The sequence below is a fragment of the Rouxiella sp. T17 genome (genome assembly GCF_036663475.1).
Taxonomy (GTDB): Bacteria; Pseudomonadota; Gammaproteobacteria; order Enterobacterales; family Enterobacteriaceae; genus Rouxiella.
Map to the genome: position 1 here is coordinate 224,994 of NZ_JAWUEA010000028.1, position 20,540 is coordinate 245,533.

Sequence of the window (20,540 nt, forward strand, 5' to 3'; positions counted from 1 at the left end):
GAATCTAAAGGCAATTTTTCTTTAAAATCTTTAAATTCAAATTTGAATTCAGGTTCAAGTTCAACTGCATTCGCTTCGCTCAATGGGCGGCGGCCCATACCGCCTCAAGGGTCGCAGTCGCTCACCCCTTGAGAATCCCAAGCTCTTTATCCACAGTTGCAACTTGAGGGCTGAAAAAGTGAGATCTTTTCAGGCACATTGGTGAGTGGCGTAGGTCGCGGCGCTTCGCGCTTCCCTCATTACGAATTTGAGCCAAAAACGTCTCAAATTACTCCATTAAGCGCCGCCCCGATGCCGCCAATTACAGCCTCAAAAGAAACACCGAAAACTCTTAAGCGGTCAAGGACCGATTGGTCAGGCTTGGTTTGAATAATCAGCAACATCAGATAAAAAATCAGGAAAAACTCAGATGACAATCATCAGAAATAAGAAACCTATTTTGCTGGCATCTCAAACAAACAAAATTTTTATTTATTAGAACGATCGGTCCTTGACCGCCTAAGAGTTTCCGCCCTTGCTTTAAGTGCTGTAATTGGCGGTATCAGGGCGGCGCTGAGCGGAGGTGAACAAGACGTTTTTGGCTTGTGAACGTAGCGAAGGAACGGCGAAGCCGCGCGACCTACGCCACACGCTGCGGCATCTGGAAAGATTTAACTTTTTAGTCCTCAAGTTACATCTGTGGAAAAAAAGCGCGGGATTCTCAAGGGTGTTCGCTTAGGAACATCCTTGAGGCGGTCTGCGCCGCCGCGCAGTAAGCAAAGCGCATGCTTTAGAACTTGAACTTGAACTTGACCTTGACCTTGACCTTGACCTTAAACTTAAATGAAAAATTTTGCCTCTAGATTTTCAAAATCTAAAGAACCCCCATTTTCGAGCTTTCACCGCGCTCCTCCATGGCGTCATCAACCATTCCAGCAGGATCACCAGCAAAAAGCTCACCACCCCTAGCAGGGCCAAAAAAGCGATGGCTGAAAAGGTGCCCGCCGTGTTCAATCGTGAGTTAGCCTGCAACAGATAAGCCCCTAATCCACCGCTGGTCGAGGCGGTCCATTCGCCAATGACCGCGCCAGTCACGCTGAAAGTAGCCGAAAGCTTGAGAGCCGAGAACAGCGGCGTATAGGTCGCGGGCAATTTTACGAAACGAAAAATGCTCCAGCGCGAGCCGCCCATCGACTTCACTAGATTCAGCATGTCTTTATCAACCGAGTTGAGTCCGTCGAGCACGTTTACCACCACGGGGAAAAACACCACCAGCGCGACAATTACCAGCTTCGGTGCCAGACCAAAGCCGAGCCAGATAGTCAGCGCCGCCGCGATAGCAATGACCGGCACCGCCTGGCTGGCGATCAGAATCGGATAAAGCACCGAGCGAATCCACGGCGTGGCGTCCATTAGCACGGCAAAGATAAATCCCGCACCAGCGCCAAGCACAAAACCCATCAAAAAGGTGACAAAAGTGATGCGAAAACCCTGCAACAGTACCGGCAGGTCAGACAGCATATGATCCCAGGTTTGTTCCGGCGACGGCAACACGTAAGCCGGAATCTGGTAAATTCTTACCGCTAAATCCCACACCACCAGCACGAGAATCAACGCCGCCAGCGGACCCCCCAAAGGAAATAACAGTTTGCGAACAAGGTCCGTCTTTCGTTCAAGCGCCATGAGCAAGAGGCTCCTGTGGTTCGTTTTCGGTGAGAAGGTTTTCGTTGTAAATCAGGTCAAGAATCTTGCGCTTGAGCGCGGTAAATTCGGGGCTGGTGAGGCTGGAAAGAGGTCGAGGTCGTGGAATATCTACCTTCAGAATTTCGCGGATCCGCCCGGGTCTTGGCGACATTACCACCACGCGATCGGCTAGATACACCGCCTCGTCGATGTCATGCGTCACGAAAATCACCGTGCGTTTTTGTTCGGACCACACCGTTAACAACCATTGCTGCATCGACAGCCGCGTCTGTGAATCCAGCGCGCCAAAAGGTTCATCGAGCAGCATGATTTCGTGCTGCATCGCCAAAGTACGCATTAAGGCCACGCGCTGGCGCATACCGCCTGACAAAGCTGCCGGATAATGATGGATAAACTCGCCTAAACCGTAACGCTCGGCCAGCGCCGCGCCTGCCGCACGCTGCGCCTTGCTCGCGCCGCCTTTCAAAATTGCGCCAAGCACGATGTTGTCGATAACCGTCATCCAAGGCAGCAGCAGATCTTTTTGCAGCATATAGCCAACGTGGCCGCTGCTGCCCGTGACGTCTTGATTATTAATCAAAATCTTGCCGCTTTCAGGCGTTAATACCCCCGAGATCAGGTTGAACAGCGTGCTCTTTCCGCAACCGGAAGGCCCAACGACACAGACAAACTCACCCGCTTCGACCTCAAGATCGGTTGAAGCCAGCGCGGTCATTTCGCCAAATCTTTTTGTCACCTGCTGCAATGACAGCTTGGGATAACTCATTAAACGCGTTCTCCTTGTCGTCGGCCTCGTGGCCATTCAGACGCCGTGCGGTTCTGAATAATATGCGCAGCTAATACTGAGTACTTAACAATGTGATTGATAAGACAATGTAATTGATAAAATCATAGAATCTCGCAGCCGTCGCGACCAAACCACACCAAGTCTTCGACTTTCACTGCCACCTCGCCGCGCTGGGCAAAGGGCTCGATAGCCCACGCGCCCCACATTGGCGTGGCGTTTCCGGCATCGATAAAACCGTGGGTATAAGCAGCGCCTGCCGTAAGCGAATGGCCGATATTTCCGAGCAGATCGAGCAGGATAAAACCTTCCTGCGTCAGGCGCTCATGCGAGAGGCCAAACAGCTCGCTGGCGGGCATGCCGGGGCGGCAAAGCGCAATCGTTTCATAATGAATGCGCTCGAGGTCATGCAGCGCCTGAGTGGCTTCGGGATAATCGCCAATAACAGCGCAGCGTGTGCAATCGCCCCACGACCCGTCAGCCGTAATGGGATGCACGTCGACCATTAACACGTCACGCTCTTGCGCCGTTTTGTCACTTGGCCCCTGAGTCGGAAAGCAGACGCGGGTGTTTTCGCCAAGCCCGACGTTAGTGATGGTCCAGATACCATCCGCGCCGTGCTGGCGAAAATAGTCGTGCACGATTTCTTCGACATCACGCTCTGAGATCCCGGCGCGCGCAGCGGCCACTGCCGACAGCGCGGCCGCTTTTGCCAACTTTTGAGCCGCCCGCAAACCGGCGGGCGCGTCAAAGGCAATATCCGGCCCGGGACGATAGTTCCAGGCCGGTTCCATTGAGGAAGACGACATGCGACCTCCTTATGGCAGATATTGGTTAGTAAAATATTGGTCCGCAGGCAGAGGCGCTTTAACAATACCTTCGGCCTTGATGGCGGTCAGCAGACTCTGCCATGTAGCGGCTTCCTGCGCTAAAGATTTGCTGTCGGCAGGCGCGAGTAATGGCACGGTATCGGCCCACTGCTGTTTGATATAAGTCGGATCGTAAGCTTTGCTGTACGCCGTGGCGAAAGCCTGCACCCCTTCGTCAGGATGCTGCACCGCGTAAGCGATACTTTTCACGGTCGCGCGCATAAAGGCTTTCGCCAAATCTGGATGGGCTTTCAACCACTCCTGATTACCGGCCAGCATGAAGATAGGCGTATTCGGCACGCCGTGGGCAATCGCAGGCAGGAATTCGGGCTTTTGCTTGCCGGTGGTGGTCATTTCCGTGCCTTCGGCGTTGGTGATACCGGTAATAACATCCACGCGTTTTTGCAGCAGCAGCGGCACGGTATCATCGGCCGCAGTGACCATTTGCACGTCATTCAACGTGAGGCCTGCGCTTTTCAACATCAGCGCCAGCTGGGCTTTGGTCCAGGCATCGTTATAAATGCCGACGCTCTTACCTTTCAACTCGGCGACGGTATAGGGCTTGCCTTCGGCACTAATAATGCCCCAGTTATTTTCTTTGCCGTAGCGACCAATCGCCTGAACGGGCGCGCCCTGCTCTTTGGCAAAAATGATATCCATTACAGTAGTGAAAGCAACGTTGGCCCGGCCCGTGCCGAGGAATTTCATGGTATCGGCGACGGTTGGCGGCGCGACGATATCAAGGTCGATGCCTTCCTGCGCATAGAAACCTTTCTCTTTGCCGAGTATCCACGGGATCCAGAAACCATCGGCCACCGGCCATTCCTGAATAAATGTGACTTTGGTCAGGGAAGCCGCCGAGGCCGTCGAAATCCCTCCCACTGCCGGTAATAAGGTGCTGAGCAGCGTTGCGCCCGCCAAAACGGTCCCAGCTAAAAATGTACGTCTTTTCATGTTCATTTCTCCGGCAGGTTTAGAGGAATTAATCGTCAAATGCTTCAGCATATTGAGGCGCGGCAATATTTTATGTCAATCAATTTGTTAAGTATTATTGTGCTTGAATAATGAGCGGATAAGTGCGATCACTATTTCCTGAAACAGCACTGCAACGCTTAACTTAAGCCGGTTTATCCGGGAGGGAAATATGCCCGCACGTCAGCATGAAGCACCCGTCACCGTGGCCTGTCTGCAAACGCAACCGCGATTTGGTGAAACGTCACATAACGTCGCAGAGTCGATCAAGATGATTGAGCAGGCCGCCGCGCAGGGTGCAAACCTGATGGTGCTGCCTGAGTTGTGCAATACCGGCTATGTTTTTGCCTCTCGCGCCGAGGCTTTTTCTTTGGCCGAAAATATTCCTGCGGGGCCGTCATCGGAGGCGTGGATCGCCTGCGCCGCGCGCCTTAACATTTATTTGGTAGCAGGCATCACCGAACGAGACGGCGAATATCTTTATAATTCTGCGGTTATCATCGGACCCGAAGGCTTTATTGGTCGTTATCGGAAAGTCCATTTATGGGGCGATGAAGCGCTCTATTTTGAACCAGGAAATTTAGGCTTCCCGGTGTTCAAAACTCGAATTGGGACCATTGGTTGTCAGATTTGCTATGACTGCTGGTTTCCGGAAAGTTTCAGAATGGCCGCATTACAAGGCGCAGAGATTGTCTGCGTGCCGACCAACTGGGTGCCGATTCCGGGTCAGGACCCTTCGCGAGAAGCGATGGCCAACATATTGGTGATGGCCGCTTCACACAGTAACTCGCTGTTCATTGCCGCCGCCGATCGCGTAGGCGTTGAGCGCGAACAGCCTTTTATTGGTCAAAGCCTGATTACCAGTTACACCGGCTGGCCGGTTGCTGGCCCAGCCAGTGATACTAATCCAGAGATAATCATGGTGACCATCAATCTTGCCGACGCCAAACGTCATCGCAATTGGAACGATTTTAATCAGGTGCTGAAAGACCGCCGACCTGAAACTTATCAGCTCGGCTAGTTCTGTTCGAACAATTCTGTTCAACCTTTTTGCCCAACCCTTTTTGCCCTTAAGCACGTGCTTGTTAAATTTTTGACTATGAAAACAAGCGATTAGCTAAGGGCAAAAAGGAGCAAATTTAGTGTGACAACGTCACTTAATCTAACATAGGCAGATTCAGATGGTGCGCCTTGGCGCAGTCGATGGCCTGCTCGTATCCTGCATCGGCATGACGCATCACGCCGCTCGCCGGATCGTTAAACAGCACGCGCGCCAAACGTTCATCGGCGGCTTCGGTGCCGTCACAAACAATCACCATGCCCGCATGCTGTGAAAAGCCCATGCCTACGCCGCCGCCATGGTGCAAACTCACCCACGTCGCGCCGCCCGCAGTATTTAACAAAGCATTAAGCAGCGGCCAGTCGGAAACGGCGTCCGAGCCATCTTTCATCGCTTCGGTTTCGCGATTAGGCGAAGCTACCGATCCCGTATCAAGATGATCACGACCAATAACCACCGGCGCTTTTAACTCCCCCTTGCGCACCATTTCGTTAAACGCCAAGCCCGCAATATGTCGCTCGCCCAAGCCTAGCCAACAGATTCGTGCAGGTAATCCCTGAAACGCGATGCGTTCACGCGCCATGTCCAACCAATTGATAAGATTAGTGTTATCGGGGAAAAGCTCTTTCAGTTTAGCATCGGTTTTATAGATATCTTCAGGGTCGCCAGAGAGTGCGACCCAGCGGAATGGGCCTTTGCCTTCGCAGAAAAGCGGGCGAATATAGGCAGGCACAAATCCCGGGAAATCAAAGGCATTGGTCACGCCCTCATCTTTGGCGACCTGACGAATATTATTGCCGTAATCGACGGTTGGAATGCCCATCGCGTGGAAATCGAGCATCGCCTGCACATGCACGGCCATCGAGGCGCGTGCGGCTTTCACCACCGACTGCGGGTCGGCTGTACGGGCCGCCTGCCACTGTTCCAAACTCCAACCCTGCGGCAGATAACCGTTCAGCGGATCGTGCGCGGAGGTCTGATCGGTGACAATATCCGGGCGTAATCCGCCCTGCTGCGCGCGTTTTACCAGCTCAGGCATAATTTCGGCGGCGTTACCCAACAGGCCAACAGAAATAGCCTGTTTTTCAGCGCAGGCTTTCTCAATCATGGTCAGCGCCTCGTCGATGGTATAAGCCTTGTGATCGAGATAACGAGTACGAATTCGGAAATCGATGCGCGATTCCTGGCATTCAATCGCCAAGACGCAGGCTCCGGCCAGCACGCCCGCCAAAGGCTGCGCTCCGCCCATGCCACCTAAACCGGCCGTTAAAATCCATTTACCGCGCAGATTGCTGTCATAATGTTGACGTCCCGCTTCGGCGAAGGTTTCGTAGGTGCCTTGCACAATGCCCTGTGCGCCGATGTAAATCCACGAACCGGCGGTCATCTGGCCGTACATCATTAAACCGGCTTTATCGAGCTCGTGGAAATGATCCCAATTGGCCCAGTGCGGCACCAGATTCGAGTTAGCAATAAGCACGCGCGGCGCGTCAACGTGGGTACGGAAAACCCCTACCGGCTTACCGGACTGCACCAGCAAAGTTTCATTTTCTTTCAACGTGCGCAGGCTTTGCAGGATGCCTTCAAACGCCGGCCAGTTTCGCGCCGCCTTGCCAATTCCGCCGTAAACCACCAAATCTTCCGGACGTTCGGCCACGTCAGGGTCAAGATTGTTTTGAATCATGCGGTAAGCGGCTTCGATCAGCCAGTTTTCGCAGCTCAACTCTGTACCATGCGGGGCGCGAACCACGCGGGCGACGGCGGTTTTCTGTGGTGAATTCATCTCTCACTCCTTCATGAATAAATTAGTTAAAGCTTGGCAGCAGAGCCTGAATTGGCGCAGGCCAGTTTTCACGGCTGGCCCACAGGCGCATATTTTCGACATCCGGTGCCATCAGGCGATCTTTCTCAAGGAAGGCGACCTTCTCGCGCACGGCGGCGATTTCGCCTTCAATAATGGCCGAGCTTTTAAGGGGACGATTGAAATCAATGCCTTGCACGGCAGCCATCGCCTCAATGCCGACCACCACGGCGGTGTTGAAGCACATATCGCCTAAACGACGCGCGGCGTAGGTCGCCATCGAGACGTGGTCTTCCTGATTCGCGGAGGTCGGCAAGCTGTCAACGCTGCCCGGATGCGCCAACGATTTATTCTCGGAGGCCAACGCGGCGGCCGTCACCTGTGCAATCATGAAGCCGGAATTTACACCGCCGTCGTTAACTAGAAACGCCGGTAATCCTGACAGGCCGGTATCGAGCAGTAATGCCAGACGACGCTCTGAAATCGCACCAATTTCCGCCACGGAAAGCGCAATAATGTCGGCGGCAAACGCTACCGGTTCAGCATGGAAGTTACCGCCGGAAATCACGTCGCCGTTTTCAAATACCAGCGGGTTATCTGACGCCGCATTGGCTTCGATTTGCAAGATACGCGCCGAGTGTTTGAGATTGTCGAGGCAAGCGCCCATCACCTGCGGTACGCAGCGTATAGAGTACGGGTCTTGCACGCGGCCACAGTTTGCGTGAGAAGTGACAATGTCACTCCCTTCGAGCAACGCCATGACGGCGGCGGCAACCGCAATTTGCCCTTCCTGACCGCGCGCTTCGTGGATTCGGGCATCTAGTGGTTTAACCGAGCCTTTAATGGCTTCGAGCGACAGCGCACCGGCTACAAGTCCGGCGGCAAAGACTCGCTCCCCTTCAAACAGACCGCGCAACGCCAGCGATGTTGAGACCTGAGTGCCGTTAAGCAGCGCCAACCCCTCTTTTGGCCCGAGAATAAACGGCTGTAAACCTGCTGCTGCCAGCCCATCCACTGCGGACATTCGCTTACATTGAATCGTTACCTCGCCCTCGCCAATCAGCATCAGAGACAAATGTGCCAACGGCGCTAAATCGCCGGATGCACCGACCGAGCCTTTTTCGGGAATACAGGGCATCACGCCCGCATTGAACAGCGTAATCAGGGCGTCGATCACCTCAATGCGGATACCGGAATGGCCGCGCGACAGGCTCAACACTTTGGTTGCCATCACTAATCGCACCACGTCATCGGGTAAATCTTTGCCGATGCCCACACTGTGCGACAACACTAAATTGCGCTGGAGTTCGGCTAATCGGTCGGCGGGGATCATGGTCTGGGCCAGCTTGCCAAAACCGGTATTGATGCCATACACCACGCGCCCTTGTTCAACGATATTCTGCACCGTTTGCTGCGAGGCAATAATGCCCGCGCGAGCGCTTTCGGCCAGCTCAAGGCGCACGTTGCCCTGATAAATTTTGCGCAGCGTTGCCAAATCAACCTGTCCCGGTTGCAGATGGCAAATAGTCATTTCAGCAGATGAAGAAGCCATAATCTATTCCTGTCTATACAAGTGAACGTAAAGGTATTCCCGGCAGACTTACCGTTTATAGGAAGTCTCCGGGGATAGTCTGTTTGCGGTCTGTCCCGCCGTTAATGTTCCTGACTTTGCAGCGTTTCGACACGGATCTCTTCGGTCACGCGCGCTTTTAACTCCATGAATTCACTGGAGGTCTTGAGTCGATAATTACGCGGATGCGGGAAATCCACCGCAATCTCGCTTTTAATTCTTCCCGGTCGAGCGGAAAATATTGCGACTTTATTGGCCATAAAAATCGCTTCGTCGATATCGTGGGTCACGAACAGCACCGTTTTTCGCGATGATTCCCAAATTGAGAGCAGCAGTTCCTGCATCATGACGCGGGTCTGGTTGTCCAGCGCGCCGAAGGGTTCGTCCATCAGCAACACTTTGGGGTCATTGGCTAAAGCGCGGGCAATTGCCGTGCGCTGCTGCATGCCACCCGAAAGCTGTCGCGGGAAATGATGCTCGAAGCCGCGTAATCCAACCTTATTAATGAAGTAATCGCTGCGCTCTTTTTGCGCCGCCTTGCTCACACCCCGCTCTTCGAGGCCAAAACAGATATTTTGCTGCACGCTGAGCCACGGAAACAGCGTGTAACTTTGAAATACCATTCCTCGGTCGGCACCGGGGCCTTCGACGCGTTCGCCATCGAGCCAGACTTCGCCACGCGTGGGTTGATCGAGCCCGGCAACAATCCGCAGCAAGGTAGACTTGCCACAGCCCGACGGGCCGAGAATAGTAATAAAATCGTTTTCATTAACCGAATAATCGACCGGTAAAAGCGCCTGCGTTTGCTCGCCTTTTGGGCCGGTAAAAATTCGTTCGACCTGACGAATATTCAGCTTGGCGCTGCTTGCTTTGACAAGACTCATTTAAAGGCGCTCCAGGCAAACAGTCGATGATTAATCGCCTTGAATAAAAAGTCAGACAGCAGCCCGATACAGCCGATCACGATAATGCCGAAGATCATCTGGCCGGTATTCAGCATTGCCTGACTGTCGACAATCATGTGGCCGATGCCGCTCGATGAGCCAATCAGTTCGGCGACGATGACGTAAGTCCACGCCCAGCCCAATACCAACCGCAACAGCTCGGCGATTTCAGGCGCGGCGCCGGGAATAATCACCCGGCGCACTACGGAGCGATTAGTGGCGCCCAGCGTGTAGGCGGCCTCGACTAAATCGCGCCGCGCCGACGGTAACCGCTACCATCAGGGTGATTTGGAAAAAGGAGCCAATGAAAATCACCAATATTTTCTGCATTTCGCCAATGCCGGCCCACAGGATTAATAAAGGCACAAACGCCGAGGCGGGTAGATAGCGGCAAAATGAAACGAACGGCTCGAAAAAAGCTTCGATGAGTTTGTAAGAACCCATCAAAATACCCAGCGGCACGGCGATAACCGATGCCAATACAAAGCCGCCGACGACGCGCATAACCGTCATGCCGATGTCGGTACTAAAGTTGAATTCGGTAAACAGCAGCCATCCTTCTTGTAGCATGGTGGCCGGGTCCGCTAAAAAGGTCGGCGAAACCATGCCCGAAAAGGTCACGGCTGCCCAAACCGTGAAAAACAGCACAAAAAACAGGAAGCCTAATAATCCACGGTGCCGCGCCGAAACGGGGCGCAACGGCACCATTCGCGGGTTATGCGTCACTTTTTTGCTTACCGGCAGCGGCGCGGGAGAACGCTGCGCCGCGTCGGATGAGGCTTTTAAAACTTCCTTGGTGTGTTGCATCACGGCTTGATTCCTCGCGTCATTTATTTCGCCACGCTGGCATTCGCCACAAACTGTGGATCAAAAAGCGCGTCGTAATCGGGCGTTTTACGCAGGATCTTCATCTGCGTCAGCAGCGTCGCCGCCTCTTTACTGAATGACGTTATCTCGCCGCCAAAGAATTTTTTGTTTTGCTCTAAATCCTGCCAACGAAGATAACTCGCCTCTTCGGCAAACTGCTTACCGGTCTCTTTCACCGCCGCGCCCATGATTTCATTGGATTTATCAGGGTCGCTCTTGATCATCGCCAGCGCTTCAAAGTAGCTGTTAACCAGCGCCTGCGCGGCTTTTGGATTCTTGTTAAGAAAATCAGGCGTGCAGCCAAGGGTGTCCATCACCATCGGATAATCCAGCGTGGTCGCCAGAATTTTGCCTTTGTCTGGGCTTTGACGAATAGAAGAAAGGTAAGGTTCGTAACTGACGGCGGCATCATTTTGCCCCGCGAGGAAGGCGTGCGCGGCGGCGTCGGGTCCGAGGGTTGCCAGTTTGACGTCTTTGACACTCATGCCGTTTTTATCGAGCATCCAGGCAAGCAGGAAATAGGAAGAGGTGCCCGGCGCGTCGACGCTGATGGTTTTACCTTTCAAATCGGTAATTTTATTAATGCCGGGCCGCACCGCGATGCCGTCTGCACCATAGGATTTATCGAGCTGGACTATCTGTTTAACCGCAACTCCCGCGGCATTCCAGGTTAAATAGGTCTCAACTGTGGTAGCCGCGCACTGCAAATCACCGGAGGCAATAGCCAGATGGCGCGACTGCTGTGGGACTTTCTTGAGGGTGACATCCAGACCGTTTTTCTTGAAAATGCCGGCTTTGTCGGCCAACGTCAGAGGCGCAAAGCCCGTCCAGCCGGAGATACCGATCGCTACCGGCGTATCGGCCGCCTGTGCAACACTCGATGCCGTAATACCTAACGCAATCGCCGCGCTTATTGCCAACTTATAAGAGGAAAAAGATTTTTTTCGTCCGGTCTGGAAAAACATTTTGCTCATTTGTCGCCCCTGCCATTAAACGTTGTTTAATAAAGCTGGTTCACCGCAATGTTTTGCCTGCTGTTGTCTATACAAGCTGATAACAAGAGTTACGCAAGGTTTGTGCCAGTTATCTAGAAACCGCCTCTACGCGTTTGTTTGCCTTTTTCACTGCTTTTCACGGCGGCTAATTCGCGATTAAGAGCACACTAAAGCAATGTCACGAAGATAAAACAGAGATAAATAAGTGCAGCGCACGCGCTATTTTGGCGCAGCGCCCGCCAAGCTCATCTAAGTCAAACTAAGAGAGTGGCAAAATAGCGGCCCAAATCAGCAAACTGTCGGCGCTTTTAGCCTCAAGCAACAGTTCTAGCGTCACATCTTGGGTGTTTGCCCAAACCACGCCCTGATTTTCGCTTAACAAATTTTCACCCTGTAACAGCCATTCCCCTTTCAACACCAGCAAAACCCCGCCCATCAACAAGGGGGCATAAAAACTCTCTCGTTTGGCCGAAACAACCGAACGACAGACTCCACGTCGGGTCATGATATTGAAATCGGTGGTCGTGCCTGCTGTCAGCTTGGCGTTTATCGCGGTATCGCCCGAGAAAGCAAACGGCGCGGCGGGCGTGGTTAACTGATGATCAATTCCGTCAGCCGTTAATCCGTCAGTAGCTGATCCATTAGATGTAAAAAGATGCACGCCCTCGCCCGTCAATAATGTGATAGAGCGATCGATACCCGGAAAAGCCGAAAATGGCCCGTCTTGCGCGATAGTGGCGATGCTGGCGCGCCAGTCAAAACTGCTGCTCTGCGGCGGCATCGAAATAATCTCTCGCGTTTCACCGCCGCCATTGCGCCAAGGCGTAACGGGCAGAGTATCGAGAGCAAAAAAATTCAGCGAATCTGGGATGACCAAAGGTTGCATAGCGACTCCTACTCCTGATTAAGGAGCGTTAACAGGGCTAAAAAATCTGCCGCCGCTTCTGCCTGATGCGGATGACGGCCTGCAATAATTTTAGCTTCTCCCGCCACCCACACGTCTTGAATTTGTGCTGCGCTGCCCGCAAATAACCAACGATTTAGCAGCTGGTCGTCTGACGCAGCGGACAGATACGGACATTCAGGGTCAAGCACCAGCCAGTCAGCGCGATAGCCCACGGCAAGCTTGCCAATCGCCACGCCACAGGCCTGTGCGCCCCCCGTCAATGCCTGCTGATAAAGCACATCGCCTACAGACGGTTGCTCCGTCGTGGTTAAACGATTACGTCGCGTATCGCGCAGTCGCTGCCCGTACTCGAACCAGCGCAACTCCTCTACTACGTTCAATGAAACATGACTATCAGAACCCATGCCCCAGCGGCCATTCTGTGCAAGATAATCAACGCCCGGGAAAATTCCGTCGCCAAGATTGGCTTCCGTTGTGGGGCAAAGGCCGGCAACTGCGCCACTCGCGGCGAGCTGGCGTAATTCGGATTGATCGGGATGCGTCGCGTGAATCAAACACCAGCGCGCATCGACCTCGACCTTGTCGAACAGCCAGGCGATGGGCCGTTGCCCGCTCCATGCCACGCAGTCATCAACCTCTTTAACCTGTTCCGAAATATGCAGATGCACGGGCAGCGTTTTGTCGCTTTCCGCCAGCACCTGATGGATTTGCTCAGCCGACACGGCGCGTAGCGAATGAAAGCACAGGCCCTGATTTTGCGTGGCAATCCCTTGAATTTGCTTGGCAATAATTTGCTGTTGCTCGAGATACTGGTCGACGTTTTGAATAAATCGCCGCTGGCCATGCTGGTGGGGTTGCGCACCAAAACCGGCATAACTATAGAGCACGGGCAGCAGCGTTAGACCGATGCCTGCCTGTTGCGCTGCCTGACTCAAGCGCGCACTCATTTCACCCGCATCGCGATAAGGTTTGCCGTCAATATCGTGATGAAGGTAATGAAATTCAGCAATTTGGGTATAACCGCCTTTTAGCATTTCGATATAAAGCTGGCGGGCGATCACGCCTATCTGCTCTGGCGTTAAGCGGCCAACCATGCGATACATTAGCTCACGCCAGGTCCAAAAACTGTCCTGCGGGTTACCCGCCACCTCGGCCAAACCAGCCATAACTCGCTGAAAAGCGTGAGAATGCAGGTTTGGCATACCCGGCACAACGGGCCCATTTAGCACGTAGGCCCCCTCAACAGTAGCGTTGGCCGTGGCTTCAGTGATAAAACCTTGATTGTCGACCACAACGCGGACGTTACGCGCCCACCCCTCGGGCAATAGGGCGCGGGCAGCAAAATAGGCGGGCATGGCGAGGTTCCTGTATGAAAGATGAGGGTTAGAATTTTTTATCGAAGACGGCGATTTTTCTAACCAGCTTGTCTATACATATACATACGGCGGCGTGCGCTGTAAACTGCCGATATTAAATTTTTGAATAAAGCTCGTAAAAACGGCTGTACGTTAATGAAAACCGAGGTGAAGAACATGCCTGATTCACAGGGGCGCTTGCAGGGAAATATTGCGCAGCAATCGGTGTCGCAACAAACACTTTCACAGCTTTCAGCAGCCATTAGCGATACGCCAGCGCCGATTTATCAGCGGGTTAAGCAGGCGATTATCGGGCAGATCCGCACGGGCGTTTGGCAGCCGCATCAGCGAGTTCCGTCTGAAAGTGAGCTGGTCAACGAGCTTGGCGTGAGTCGTATGACCATCAATCGCGCACTGCGTGAGCTGACCAGCGAAGGTTTTCTTATTCGCATGCAGGGCGTTGGCACGTTTGTTGCAGAAGCAAAAGCCTACACGCCTATGCTTGAAGTGCATAATATCGCTGATGAAATTGCCGATCGCGGTCATCGTCATAGCAGTCGGATATTAGTTTGTGAAGCGCGACAGGCCGATGCAGAACAGGCGTTACAACTCGGCATTGCACGCGGCGAGCGGATGTTTTATTCGCAAATTGTGCATTACGAAAATGATCTGCCGGTGCAAATTGAAGAGCGTTGCGTGAATCCGCAACCTGCGCCCGATTATCTCGAACACGTGTTCAATAATCGTCTGCCTTACGACTATCTCATGCAGGTCGCGCCGCTGACGTCGGGCGAACATCGGGTGGAGGCAGTCAGTGCCAGCGCCGAGCAAAGCCAGCATTTACAGCTTGGCGAACACGAGCCTTGCCTGCTGATTCATCGTCGCACCTGGAGCGGCAATCAGGTTGTGACCTCTGCGCGGCTGCTCTATCCGGGCTCGCGCTACCAGCTATTCGGACGCTTCACCAGCCACGGTTAGGAGATTTTATGGCGACACCGCTTTATACCCCGCCACCTCACGAGGGCGAGCTTTATTGTGACAGCCTGTGGTTCGGGGCAGATTTAGTGACTCTGCGTGACGGGCAGTACAACATTATCGAAGATGGCGCAATCGCGGTTAAAGATGGCAACATCCTGTGGCTCGGGCCGCGCGCGCAGTGTCCAGACTTTTCGTCCGCGAAACGCACGGATTTTGGCGGCGGTATCGTCACGCCCGGCCTGATTGATTGCCACACTCATCTGGTCTTTGGCGGCGACAGAAGCGCCGAATTCGAGCAGCGCCTCAATGGCGTCAGCTATGCCGAGATTGCGGCTCAGGGCGGCGGGATCCTCTCTACCGTCAATGCGACCCGCAACGCCACTCAGCAACAACTTTTCGATCAGGCCCAAGCCCGGCTACATACTCTGCTGGCCGAAGGGGTGACCTGTATTGAAATCAAGTCGGGCTACGGATTAAGTCAGGAAAGCGAGCTGAAAATGTTGCGGGTTATCCGTGAACTTGGCGCCACTCAGCAGGTTGATGTATTAGCGACCTGCCTCGCGGCGCACGCGGTACCGCCTGAATTTAAAGGCAATGCTGACGATTATGTCACGATGATTTGCGACACCCTGCTGCCGCAGGTGGCATCGGAAGGTTTGGCCGATGCGGTTGATGCCTTCTGCGAACACCTCGCCTTTTCGCCGCAACAGGTTGAACGCGTGTTTAACAAAGCGAAGGAGCTAAACCTGCCGGTAAAACTGCACGCCGAGCAGCTATCTTCGCTGCATGGCAGCACGCTGGCGGCGCGGCATCACGCGCTTTCTGCCGATCACCTTGAATTTGCGACTGAATCTGATGTTCAGGCCATGGCCGAAAGTGGCACCGTGGCCGTGCTGTTACCCGGCGCTTTTTATCTGCTGCGAGAAACCCAGGTGCCGCCTGTTGAACTGTTTCGTCGTTACGGCGTGCCGATGGCGTTGGCGAGCGATGCTAATCCGGGGACGTCACCCGCATTATCGCTGCGTTTAATGTTGAATATGGCCTGCACGCTGTTTCGCATGACGCCCGAGGAAGCGCTGGCGGGCATTACCTGTCACGGCGCAAAAGCGCTGGGCTTACAGGATTCTCACGGCACGCTGGAAGTTGAAAAAGTCGCCGATTTTGTACACTGGCCGGTGAAACGCCCAGCTGAACTGGTTTATTGGCTGGGTGGCCAACTGCCCTGCACCGTGGTCTATCGAGGAGAAATTCGTTTATGAGCATTGCCGATCCGTTCGAGTTTATTGCCGGCCACGCGCCGCTGCTGATCAGTATTCCCCATGCCGGAACGCGATTAACGCCAGAAGTTGCCAGCGGATTAACCGACGCCGCGCTGCCCCTTTCTGATACTGATTGGCATCTGCCAACGTTATACGATTTTGCCAAGGCGCTTGGCGCTAGCATTATCGTCGGCAACTATTCGCGCTTTGTGATTGACCTCAATCGCCCCGCCGATGACAAGCCGCTTTACGCAACCGCCACCACGGGATTATTCCCCGACACGCTGTTCGATGGCCGTCCAACATTTAAAGAAGGTCAACATCCGAGCGACGCGCAGCGACAAACCTATCTCGCTGAAATCTGGCAGCCTTATCATCAAAAAATCCAGGCAGAATTGGCGCGTATTAAAGCTGAATTTGGCTATGCGCTGCTTTTTGACGCCCATTCTATCGCCTCTTTTATCCCCCGCCTCTTCGACGGTCGTTTGCCAGATTTAAACATCGGCACAAATGGCGGCCTGAGCTGCGCGCAGGGTTTGAGTGATGTAGTTGAGCGTGTTTGCGCGTCGCAAAGCAGCTTCTCTTATATCCTCAATGGTCGTTTTAAGGGCGGATATATCACTCGCGCCTATGGACAGCCTGAGAATCATGTTCACGCCGTACAGCTTGAATTGGCGCAGTGTAATTATATGGATGAGATCGAGCCTTATCCTTATATCGTTGATAAGGCTGAGCAATTGCAAGGGGTGATCAAGCCGTTGCTGGCGGGGATACTACAGTTTGGGAGGGAGATCTAAGATTTAGATTTTAGATTTGGAATCTAAAGGCAATTTTCTTTAGATCTAAATCTTTAAATTCAAATTCAGGTTTAAGTTCAACTGCATGCGCTTCGCTTACTGGGCGCTGGCCCAGACCAGGCAGAAGGTGCTTTAACGAGCACCCTCTGCACTCCCGCGTTTTTCTTCCACAGGTGCAACGTGAGGACTACAAAGGGAGATCGTTTCAGAAGCCTCCGTGTGTGGCGTGGGTCGCGGCGCTCCGCGCTTCCGTCACTTCCCTCAGAAGCCAAAACGTCTTCTTCACTCCGCTCCGCGCCGCCCTGAAGCCGCCAATTACAGCATCTACTACAAAAGCGGAAACTTTTCGGCGGTCAAGGCCGATCGCTCAACCAATTTCAGCCCTAAAACAAGGGTAAATACCTCTCAGCGGTCAAGGGCCGATCGCTCAACCTTTTCTGTAAAATTCATTTTGTTCTCGTTTAGCCCTTTTTTTGGCTGCTAGGCTTTGGTGAAGTAGACACCGTGCTGGTTGTTAAAAATATAATAAGTATGTTGTAACTAATAAAAGGTTAGAAAGTTAGGGATCTGTCATGTGGATGAGGGGGTTCACAGCCTGCGTGACGCCAAAGTTTTGTAGGGTGTATTCGTAGATATTGCCGAAATCCTCTGCTGCGAGATTCGAGAGTTTATACATTATGATCGCGCTTTTTTTGCTCCGCAATGTCTCGCAACGTCAAGGAACTCTCTCCGCTATTCTCGCCAGCTTCTATTGCTTGACGCAGAGTTTCTGCGTGGATCTCTTTCTCTTCAAGCAACCGCAAAGCCGATCGCATCACCTCGCTTGTGGAACCATAACGCCCGCTTTCTATCATTTTGCCGATAAAAGCATAAAGTTGATCGCCGAGGGTAACACTCGTGGTTCGGGGCATACATGCCTCTTGATGTTTGTGTTAATAGATAACACAGCATAAGATCTGAGCTTTCAAAGTCAATCTTTACTTAGATTTGGAAATCTGAAGGCAAACTTTTTAGGGCGAAAGCCTTCAGGGGCAAAAGCTTTTTAGGTCAACGGCATGCGCTTCGCTTACTGCGCGGCGGCGCAGACCGCCCAAAGAGACGCAGTCGGTTTTAGATTTGGAATCTAAAGCAATTTCTTAAATTCAAAATCAAGTTCATGCGCTGCGCTTACTGCGCGGCGGCGCAGACCGCCCAAAGAGGCGCAGTCGCTCGCCCCTTTGGAATCCCAAGCTTTTTTTCCACAGCTGCAACATGAGGACTTGAAAGGGAGATCTTTCCAGAAGCCTCCGTGTGTGGCGTAGGTCGCGGCGCTCCGCGCTTCCGTCACTTCGCTCAGAAGCCAAAAACGTCTTCTTCACTCCGTTCCGCGCCGCCCTGAAGCCGCCAATTACAGCCCCCTAGAGCAAGGGCGGAATCTCTTAGGCGGTCAAGGGCCGATCGCTCAACCAATTTCAACCTTAAAACAAGGGCGGAATCTCTTGGGCGGTCAAGGGCCGATCGCTCAACCAATTTCAACCTTAAAACAAGGGCGGATTCTTTTAGGCGGTCAAGGACCGTATTTTCAAGGAAATTTCTCTTTATTTAACGGGTGGCGAAGAAGGCGCAGAGTTTGTTGCCTACGGGGTCTCTGAGATAGGCGACACATTTTCCGTCGGTTTCTCTTGTGTGCGGAGGTGTTTCAGCGGAGGTGCCGCCGTTTTCGATTCCATTTTGGTGCCATAGGTGTACGCCTTCAACCGATGGCAAATAAAAGCCGATAGTGCCGCCATTTGCAGGAGATGCCGGAGCGCCGTTGATAGGTTTGGTGATAATGAAACGCTGATTATCTTTAGTGTAAAAAGGACGACCAAGCGCATCAATGCCCTGCTCGCTCGTGCCAATAACTTCAAACAAAGCATCGTAAAATTTCTTCGAAACCTCTAAATCGTCAGAACCTACACAAACGTGACTAAACATTAAAAATATCCTTATCGATTAATATAACAACTCTTAGCGTATTGTTTTAACACAGGTAAATTCAAAACGTCTATGGCTTTAATTTAAAAAACACTAATTTCAATGGAAGGATTTTATTTAAAGAAAGCCTTTTTTACGTTGAAGAAACGGCCCTTGACCGCCCAAGAGATCCGCCCTTGCTTTAAGGGGGTGAGCGATCGGCCCTTGACCGCCTAAAAGTTTCCGCCCTTGCCGTAGATTCTGTGATTGGCGGGATCAGGGCGGCGCTGAGTGGAGTGATTTGAGACGTGTTTGGCTCAAATCCGTAATGAAGGAATGGCGAAGCCGCGCGACCTACGCCACGCGCGGTGGTCACTGGAAAGATGTAACTTTGTAGTCCTCAAGTTACAGCTGTGGAAAAAAAGCTTGGGATTCCAAAGGGGCGAGCGACTGCGCCTCTTTGGGCGGTCTGCGCCGCCGCGCAGTAAGCGAAGCGCATGCTTTTAACCTTGAACTTGACCTTGAACTTGACCTAAAAAAAAGATTCAAAGTCAAAATCCGTTGACTAAAAAGCTTTTGACCCAAAAAAGTTTGCCTTTAGATTTCCAAATCTAAAAAACAACCCGTTTTTCAACGGTCACTCCCCCCATGTTTTTCCCAATACCCCAATCCAATTCTTATAACAAATCTTCTCCAGCACCTGCTGGTTATATCCAGCTGAACGAAGCGCCGCTTCAAGCTTGCGTAATCCGCGAACATCCACCATGTCTGGCGTCAATGTTACGCCGTCAAAATCCGAGCCAAATCCGACGTGATCTTCACCAAGCTTTTCAACCAGATAATCGACGTGGCGCACCATCTCTAGCACCGTGCCTTCCGGGGATTTCTGACCATCTTCACGCAGGAATGACATGCCAAAATTGACGCCGACAAATCCGTCGCTCTCTTTAATAGCGGCCAGCTGCTTGTCGGTTAGATTTCTTGATTGCGCGCTCAACGCGTGTGCATTGGAGTGGCTCGCCACCAGCGGCGCGTCGCTGTGTTTCGCCACCTGCCAGAAACCTTTTTCATCAAGATGCGATAAATCGACCATGATGCGTTTCTGATTACACGCTTTCACCAGCTTGATGCCTAATTCGGTCAAACCTGGGCCGAGGTCTGGGGAAGACGGATATTTAAACGGCACACCGTGGCCAAAAATGTTTGGTCGACTCCACACGGGGCCAATTGAGCGCAGGCCCATCTGATACAGCACGTCGAGCAGGTAAAGGTCGGGGTCAATCGCCTCGGCGCCTTCAATATGCATAACTACAGCTAATGCCTGATTCTGAATTGATTCACGAATTTCCTGTGCAGTGCGGCAGATTTTTACCGAACCGTTTGAGGCTTTTTCGATACGTAACAGAAAGGCCATCATGCCAATTGTGACGTCGCGCGCAGAATTAATGTCAGGGGTAGGATAAAAATCTGGATGTTTTTTAATACCTTCAACGAGGAAACGGGTATCGATGCCCGAATGCGGCACGATACTTGCTTCTTCAGGTAAGTCGGAAAATTCCGGTGAAGGCACGTAGGCCGCAAACAGTCCGCCTGCAAAACCTGCTTCACGACAGCGCGGCAGGTCCATTTGACCGCAGGCAGGACCTTCGAGAAATGCTTGCTCCGGATTTTGATGATGATTTAACCAAAGTTGCATTAAAACATCATTATGGCCGTCAAAAACCGGCACAGGATTCACTGATTCGCTGACTTTGCTATTCATAA

Annotated in this window: 17 protein-coding genes and 1 pseudogene; 4 read left to right on the forward strand and 14 right to left on the reverse strand. The window is 52.7% G+C overall.

Annotation, left to right across the window (positions count from 1 at the left end):
* Window positions 1-846: 846 nt before the first annotated feature.
* From SC206_RS10060 to SC206_RS10075, 4 genes are all read right to left on the reverse strand, one after another.
* Complete coding sequence (locus SC206_RS10060; RefSeq protein ID WP_332736725.1) at window positions 847-1,662, reverse strand: ABC transporter permease; 816 nt, start codon at window positions 1,660-1,662, stop codon at window positions 847-849.
* A complete protein-coding gene (locus SC206_RS10065; RefSeq protein ID WP_332736727.1) occupies window positions 1,652-2,449 on the reverse strand; it encodes an ABC transporter ATP-binding protein in 798 nt (265 codons plus the stop codon). Before SC206_RS10065 ends, SC206_RS10060 begins: the two co-directional genes overlap by 11 nt.
* A gap of 122 nt (window positions 2,450-2,571) precedes the next feature.
* Entirely contained in the window at window positions 2,572-3,276 is a 705-nt protein-coding gene (locus tag SC206_RS10070) for a M24 family metallopeptidase (protein ID WP_332736729.1), read from the reverse strand.
* Window positions 3,277-3,285: 9 nt separating this feature from the next.
* Window positions 3,286-4,290, reverse strand: a complete 1,005-nt coding sequence (locus SC206_RS10075) for an ABC transporter substrate-binding protein (RefSeq protein WP_332736731.1) — start codon at window positions 4,288-4,290, stop codon at window positions 3,286-3,288.
* A 190-nt stretch (window positions 4,291-4,480) separates the two neighbouring features.
* On the opposite strand from SC206_RS10075, the gene SC206_RS10080 reads away from it, so the two are divergent.
* The gene (locus SC206_RS10080) at window positions 4,481-5,329 is read left to right on the forward strand and encodes a nitrilase family protein (RefSeq protein ID WP_332736733.1); all 849 of its coding nucleotides are present in this window, start codon (window positions 4,481-4,483) and stop codon (window positions 5,327-5,329) included.
* A gap of 136 nt (window positions 5,330-5,465) precedes the next feature.
* On the opposite strand, the gene hutU is transcribed toward SC206_RS10080, so the two are convergent.
* The 7 genes and pseudogenes from hutU to SC206_RS10115 all read right to left on the reverse strand — a co-directional run bounded on the left by hutU (window position 5,466) and on the right by SC206_RS10115 (window position 13,807).
* Window positions 5,466-7,151, reverse strand: coding sequence for a urocanate hydratase (gene hutU / locus SC206_RS10085; RefSeq protein ID WP_332736735.1), 1,686 nt, complete (start codon window positions 7,149-7,151; stop codon window positions 5,466-5,468).
* Between the two features lie 22 nt (window positions 7,152-7,173).
* Entirely contained in the window at window positions 7,174-8,721 is a 1,548-nt protein-coding gene (hutH, locus tag SC206_RS10090; RefSeq protein WP_332736737.1) for a histidine ammonia-lyase, read from the reverse strand.
* Between the two features lie 101 nt (window positions 8,722-8,822).
* Complete coding sequence (locus tag SC206_RS10095) at window positions 8,823-9,623, reverse strand: ABC transporter ATP-binding protein (RefSeq protein WP_332736739.1); 801 nt, start codon at window positions 9,621-9,623, stop codon at window positions 8,823-8,825.
* A pseudogene (locus tag SC206_RS10100) lies at window positions 9,620-10,391 on the reverse strand (ABC transporter permease). Before SC206_RS10100 ends, SC206_RS10095 begins: the two are co-directional and overlap by 4 nt.
* Window positions 10,392-10,513: 122 nt before the next feature.
* A complete protein-coding gene (locus tag SC206_RS10105) occupies window positions 10,514-11,524 on the reverse strand; it encodes an ABC transporter substrate-binding protein (protein WP_332736741.1) in 1,011 nt (336 codons plus the stop codon).
* Window positions 11,525-11,804: 280 nt separating this feature from the next.
* A complete protein-coding gene (locus SC206_RS10110; protein WP_332736743.1) occupies window positions 11,805-12,431 on the reverse strand; it encodes a HutD/Ves family protein in 627 nt (208 codons plus the stop codon).
* Between the two features lie 8 nt (window positions 12,432-12,439).
* A complete protein-coding gene (locus tag SC206_RS10115) occupies window positions 12,440-13,807 on the reverse strand; it encodes a formimidoylglutamate deiminase (protein ID WP_332736745.1) in 1,368 nt (455 codons plus the stop codon).
* Between the two features lie 177 nt (window positions 13,808-13,984).
* Between SC206_RS10115 and hutC the strand changes: the two genes are divergently transcribed.
* Genes hutC through hutG form a run of 3 tightly spaced genes read left to right on the forward strand, consistent with a single transcriptional unit; the run spans window position 13,985 to window position 16,841 of the window.
* Window positions 13,985-14,785, forward strand: coding sequence for a histidine utilization repressor (gene hutC / locus SC206_RS10120; RefSeq protein WP_332736747.1), 801 nt, complete (start codon window positions 13,985-13,987; stop codon window positions 14,783-14,785).
* A gap of 8 nt (window positions 14,786-14,793) precedes the next feature.
* Window positions 14,794-16,044, forward strand: coding sequence for an imidazolonepropionase (hutI, locus tag SC206_RS10125; protein WP_332736749.1), 1,251 nt, complete (start codon window positions 14,794-14,796; stop codon window positions 16,042-16,044).
* The gene (hutG, locus tag SC206_RS10130) at window positions 16,041-16,841 is read left to right on the forward strand and encodes an N-formylglutamate deformylase (RefSeq protein ID WP_332736751.1); all 801 of its coding nucleotides are present in this window, start codon (window positions 16,041-16,043) and stop codon (window positions 16,839-16,841) included. The genes hutI and hutG overlap by 4 nt, the downstream gene beginning before the upstream one ends.
* A 668-nt stretch (window positions 16,842-17,509) precedes the next feature.
* On the opposite strand, the gene SC206_RS10135 is transcribed toward hutG, so the two are convergent.
* The 3 genes from SC206_RS10135 to SC206_RS10145 form a co-directional block, all read right to left on the reverse strand.
* Window positions 17,510-17,752, reverse strand: coding sequence for a type II toxin-antitoxin system ParD family antitoxin (locus SC206_RS10135; protein WP_332736753.1), 243 nt, complete (start codon window positions 17,750-17,752; stop codon window positions 17,510-17,512).
* A gap of 670 nt (window positions 17,753-18,422) precedes the next feature.
* Complete coding sequence (locus tag SC206_RS10140) at window positions 18,423-18,797, reverse strand: VOC family protein (protein ID WP_332736755.1); 375 nt, start codon at window positions 18,795-18,797, stop codon at window positions 18,423-18,425.
* Window positions 18,798-19,413: 616 nt separating this feature from the next.
* Window positions 19,414-20,538, reverse strand: a complete 1,125-nt coding sequence (locus tag SC206_RS10145; RefSeq protein WP_332736757.1) for a dipeptidase — start codon at window positions 20,536-20,538, stop codon at window positions 19,414-19,416.
* Window positions 20,539-20,540: the final 2 nt, after the last annotated feature.